The organism is Mesorhizobium sp. CCNWLY176 (assembly GCF_037153935.1).
Lineage (GTDB): Bacteria > Pseudomonadota > Alphaproteobacteria > Rhizobiales > Rhizobiaceae > Mesorhizobium_M > Mesorhizobium_M zhangyense.
Window position 1 is genome coordinate 1 of record NZ_JBBBDZ010000034.1, and the last position, 4,944, is coordinate 4,944.

The window sequence follows — 4,944 nt, forward strand, 5'->3', positions numbered from 1 at the left end:
TGCCTACCTCATTGGGATACTGCGCTCGGCAAGCCTGCGGATATGCCAGCGAGACTGGTATCCCTGAATTCAGGTATGGACAGCGGCGGCGAAAAAGGCGGTAGGCCTTTGCGTTTCAGCCTTCAGACGACGAAGAAGTCGTTGGCGGTCATTGCAAGTCCCGGGGCAAGCGTCGCGAATTTGATCGGGTCATTGGAGCTCGACCCATCCGGGTCGAAGAGGAGGTCTCCGGTCGCCCTGTTGTAGATGATGCGGTCGGTCGCATCATGCGCCTCTGTTCCGGTGTGGAAAGCGCCCGCCGACAGCCAGCCGGTCGGCAGCCAGTCCGACCAGCGGTGTCTAAAGACCTCGTTCTCCAACTGGATCGTATCCTTGGCCGGATCGTAATCGTTGATCCTGTCGACGCCGGCATAGTCGAGTGATGAATTGAAAAAGAACGTATTGTTGCCGTCGCCGCCGATGAGCGTGTCCTTGCCCCAGCCACCAACCAGCGTGTCATCGCCGGCGCCACCACGAAGGATATTGTCGCCGCTGTTGCCGATGAGCGTGTTGTTGAGCGTATTGCCATTGCCGGTCAGGTTGGCGGAGCCTAGGAACTCCAGCCGCTCGATATTGGCGCCGAGCGTCCAGTCGATATAGGGCCTGACCGTATCAGCGCCTTCACCTGCAAGTTCGATCGTCCGGTCGCCTGTCGAGGAGACGATGAAAACATCGTTGCCGATGCCGCCATACGTCGTGTCCTTTCCGGCTGCCCCGTTGAGGATGTCGTTGCCGGCACCCCCTCTTAGCGTGTTGTCTCCGGCGTTGCCCGTGAGGCTGTTGTCCAGGCTGTTGCCCGTTCCGACCAGATTGGCTGTGCCTTGCAATTCCAGATTCTCGACGTTCGCTCCGAGTGTCCAGTGAATAAGGGAACGAACGGTGTCTTTGCCCTCGTTCGCAAGTTCGATTGTCTGATCACCAGACGAAGAAACGACATAAGTGTCGTTGCCAGTGCCACCATACATCGCATCCTTGCCGGCCTTGCCATCGAGGATGTTATTGTCGTTACTTCCTCTCAACAGATTGTCGAGCGTATTGCCGGTCCCATTAATAGGCCCATAAAGCAACACAAGCCTCTCGACATTGTCCGGCAGGGTGAAGTCGACAGATGCGCGTACCCTATCAAGTCCCTCGCCGGGCAGCTCGATGATCGTGTCGAAGCCAGGACCTATAATGTAGGTGTCATCGCCTGTTCCGCCATACAGCATATCGTTCCCGTAACCATCGAAAAAGACGTCGTTGCCACCCATCCCGTAGAGCGTGTCGTCACCGTCATGGCCGTGTAACCTGTCGTTGCCGGACCCCAGTTGGACGACATCAGCCCCTGACCCACCAAAGAACTCTATATCGCCGAACAGTTCGAGAAACGCGTCGACCGAAACGGACAGAGCGTTATAGCTCGCAACCAACGAAACCGAGAAATCTTGAAACTGCAGTCTTGCGGACGTTGCGATCGTTTGGCTCAGCTCAAATCCTGTAGCTATCCCAGAGAGCGGGGTCGGATCGCTTTCATCAGCACTGGCGTATTGGAAGCTGGTGCCGGTCCATTTTGCGCTGCCACCTTCCGATCCATCGCCGCTTTTGTGTATCAAAAGACTCGTCGTCGATTTTTCGGTGATGAGCGAACCAGCCCAATCGAGGTATTCCTGCAATTGGGCGCGAAGATTGCTGCCCAGGCTTTCAAACTCTGACAGCCTGATTTTGGTCATTGCCTGGTTCCTCCTCAGGGATAGTGTGGCATCCCACATCCTCTAATGAGAGGCCGGCGCGTTGGGCGACTTGGGGGTCTTCGCGCCGGCCTTTGCAGCGACGGGGTCAGCTGCGAAATCAGTTAATCATGGAATTCTTTGCCGTCCAGCGATTTTGATGGAACGTCAATGGGCGTCGCGACGTTGGCTCGATGCCGCCCCATCTGTCCGTGCCTAATCACCGTGGGCGGTAGTCGCCGGTTTTCCTTACTCCCGGCGGCATAGAGCCCGCCTTCGCTACCCTCGCGATGGCGGGCTTATTGTTTCTCGAAAGCTCCTTCAGGTATGAGGCGCTCCTACCAACGATCCCCTGCATCGATAAGAATATCAGCCTCTTCCGCAGCCTTAACGAATGCCTTCCGGCCGTCTGACGGTTGTAGACGACCTTCAAGGGCAGCCAACACGATCTTGCGAGCTTCCAGGTGACGTGGTCCCCGCCTGTCGGGCCACCTTGTGACCAGAATCTCTGCCGCTTCGTTGGCTGAAACGACATTCACCATGACGTTCTTGGACGGGCCAAGGGCGATGGAAACAGGACTATCAAACCTGACGTCGGTCTTCATGTGCCAGCCTCCTTATCGAGGCTGTAACGGCTGCGACGTCAAAGTGGTTGCACAACGATTGGACAGGCACTTTCAAGAGGCTCGACGTACTTGCGCGGGGGTGGAGCGGGTGGCGCCGAGCCTCCGCTGACACAGTGCTAGCGTTGGCCAGAGCCCATTATCGACCCGGCGTCGCGATTAGGTGAGGCGGATGAAGTGATGAGCCGGTCAGCCGATGGGGTAGCGTTTCTTGTTCCCCTGACCAATTCATGCGATGAATTCGAGTTGTCGGGCTTGGGGGAGTTGGCGGTGGGTAAAATTGTTTTGGCGCTGCTCAGCGCCTTTATTACCATCGCGGCGGTACAATCAGCGACAGCGGCCAACACTCCCTGCAGCGGCCGGAAGGGGGGCATCTCGCACTGTCAGGGCACAACGTTCATCTGCAACGACGGGTCTGTGAGCGCCAGTAAGAAAAGCTGCGCTGCGGTCTTCGGAGGCGGCGGTAGTAGCGCGCTTGGGCTGATGAGCAAGGGAACTTCCGAGATGGCTCCGGCCAACGCTCAGAGGGAGTGTTCCTGCCGGTCAGGGCTGTACTGCACAGGGCCACGTGGCGGCCAATACTGCCTCACGGATACCGGACGGAAAAGCTATTTGCGTAAGTAGCTATCGTCGCCAAAAGAACCCCGCTGGCGCGGAAGGGGACGAATGTGAAACTTTCAATAATAGGAAAATTTGCCTCGAACCCCTAATTCAGCTATTTTGTCCACAGATGAACGCTGCACCTCCCTACTTCGATCTCGCGAATCGCGGTAGACGTTGAGGAAGCGCGGCGGGCAAGCTTTGGGGGCTATGTTGCTGCAACGTATGGAAAAATCCACACATTCCTCCCTTGGAAAGAGGGAGAGAAGGGTGCGCTACGTACCCCCGTCAAACGTCGCTACGATAGCGTTGCAGGAACTCCTTGACTATACGGGCAGACCATTTCCTGCGACGCAGGGCAATCTCTTTCGCGATCAGAGTGATGCGAGTTTGGATATTTACTACGCCGGCCAGATTTCCCTTTTGAAACTCAAGTGCGTTTCTGTCATCGGCGCGAGAGAAGTTTCACCGGAAGGGGCCGCGCGGTCGCGAAGAATATCGCGTGAGCTTTCTCAAGCCGGAATCGTTGTGACAAGTGGTCTTGCGAAGGGGGTCGACATATCTGCACACGTTGGCGCAATGGACGCTGGCGGGAAAACAATCGCTGTAATAGGAACTCCAATCGACAAAGCCTATCCGATTGAACACGCCGACGTTCAGATGGCTATCTATTCCAACCATTTGCTTGTTTCCCAGTTTCGACCAGGTGAGCGCACGTTTCCCTCGGATTTTCCCAAACGAAACAGGTTGATGGCCGCGCTTACTGACGCGAGTGTGATCATGGAAGCGTCTGATACATCAGGAACGCTTCATCAAGCAGTGGAGTGTACCAAGCTCGGCCGCTGGTTGTTCATTGCTAATTCGGTCGTCGAGGATCCTAGACTTAGCTGGCCAAAGAAATTTCTAGAGTACGAGAACTGTGTTCCGCTTCGAGAGGTCTCGGACATTACAACTAGATTGTTGCGGTAGCGTGCTGGTTGTGCGGATTGACGTATGAGAGTTCATTTCCGCGCACAATACCTGACCAGCGCTGTAGGTCAGATGCGTCGTGAGGACTTCAATGCGACGTTGTTAGTTCACGCCGTAAAAGGAAAGACGATCAATCCTAGGCAGTACACGACGGTAAGAATTTCCGGAAAACCAGTAATAATTACTGATGCCAACAAGGATCGGGCAATGGACTGGTTCGGTGAATGGGCCGCACCATTGGTAAAGGCCCAGGGATGGGGGCCGAAGATCCTGGTGCCAATTCCTAATCGGATTGCGGTTCAGGGCGCTGCGACAGTTCCGAGGACTGCGCTAATCGCTCATGCTGTCAGACGAGCCGTCGGACCAGCGGCTGTTGTTGCGGACATCCTGCGGTGGCGGCGCTTGCTTCCTAAAAGTACGGACAGCACGTCCAGGCGGCCAGAAGTTCTTTTGCCTGATTTGGTTCTGACTGGAAAGATGCCACCAGGCGTCGTTGTTCTCATTGACGACGTCTTCACTTCCGGAGGGCACGCAATTGCCAGCGCATGGCGATTAGCCGATCTAAATAGATTTCCGAAGTGTGCAATTTCGTGTGGTCGAACATTGCATGAGCAATTGGATGACCCGTTCGATGTCGCTGAAGAGGACCTCGTAGTGCCATCGCGACCATGATCGCTAAGACTTCGGAAATGTTGTTTTTGCGCTCCCACCCTCTCCGAATCTTGGATCGAACGACAAAACCGTCCCAACGCTCTGGTCACATCAAGGGCACAAGGCGACCAAATCCGAAAAACAGTCCGACATAAATCGCCACTCTTAGCAAGCCCCCTGTGATGGCGCCGGCAGCCCGCGCCTTGCTTACCCGTCGAAGGCTTCTCAGATAATCGCGCCATTCCCCGCTTTGAAGAATCCAGTGAGTAGCATTGCTTACGGTGATCTGATCCCTGAAAACTGGACCGTTCAGAATTGGAGTTTTCCGCTGTAGTTTCCCGGCTGGGAGAGGAGCG

The 4,944-nt window shown here is 55.7% G+C and carries 4 protein-coding genes; 1 reads left to right on the forward strand and 3 read right to left on the reverse strand.

Going from position 1 to position 4,944, the window contains the following annotated elements; translation table 11 throughout:
* Positions 1 to 122: 122 nt before the first annotated feature.
* Positions 123 to 1,748, reverse strand: a complete 1,626-nt coding sequence (locus WBQ96_RS28140) for a calcium-binding protein (protein WP_337035960.1) — start codon at positions 1,746 to 1,748, stop codon at positions 123 to 125.
* Positions 1,749 to 2,083: 335 nt separating this feature from the next.
* Complete coding sequence (locus WBQ96_RS28145) at positions 2,084 to 2,350, reverse strand: DUF982 domain-containing protein (protein ID WP_336556331.1); 267 nt, start codon at positions 2,348 to 2,350, stop codon at positions 2,084 to 2,086.
* A gap of 888 nt (positions 2,351 to 3,238) precedes the next feature.
* Between WBQ96_RS28145 and WBQ96_RS28150 the strand changes: the two genes are divergently transcribed.
* A complete protein-coding gene (locus tag WBQ96_RS28150; protein WP_336556332.1) occupies positions 3,239 to 3,937 on the forward strand; it encodes a DNA-processing protein DprA in 699 nt (232 codons plus the stop codon).
* 757 nt (positions 3,938 to 4,694) lie between these two features.
* Here WBQ96_RS28150 and WBQ96_RS28155 read toward each other — a convergent pair.
* On the reverse strand, positions 4,695 to 4,944 hold a 250-nt coding region (locus tag WBQ96_RS28155), incomplete at its 5' end, for a hypothetical protein (RefSeq protein ID WP_336556333.1).

Bases quoted from the DNA above. Each gene is read 5' to 3' on its own strand.
- WBQ96_RS28140 (WP_337035960.1), bottom strand. From the start codon at position 1,748: ATGACCAAAATCAGGCTGTCAGAGTTTGAAAGCCTGGGCAGCAATCTT.
- WBQ96_RS28145 (WP_336556331.1), bottom strand. From the start codon at position 2,350: ATGAAGACCGACGTCAGGTTTGATAGTCCTGTTTCCATCGCCCTTGGC.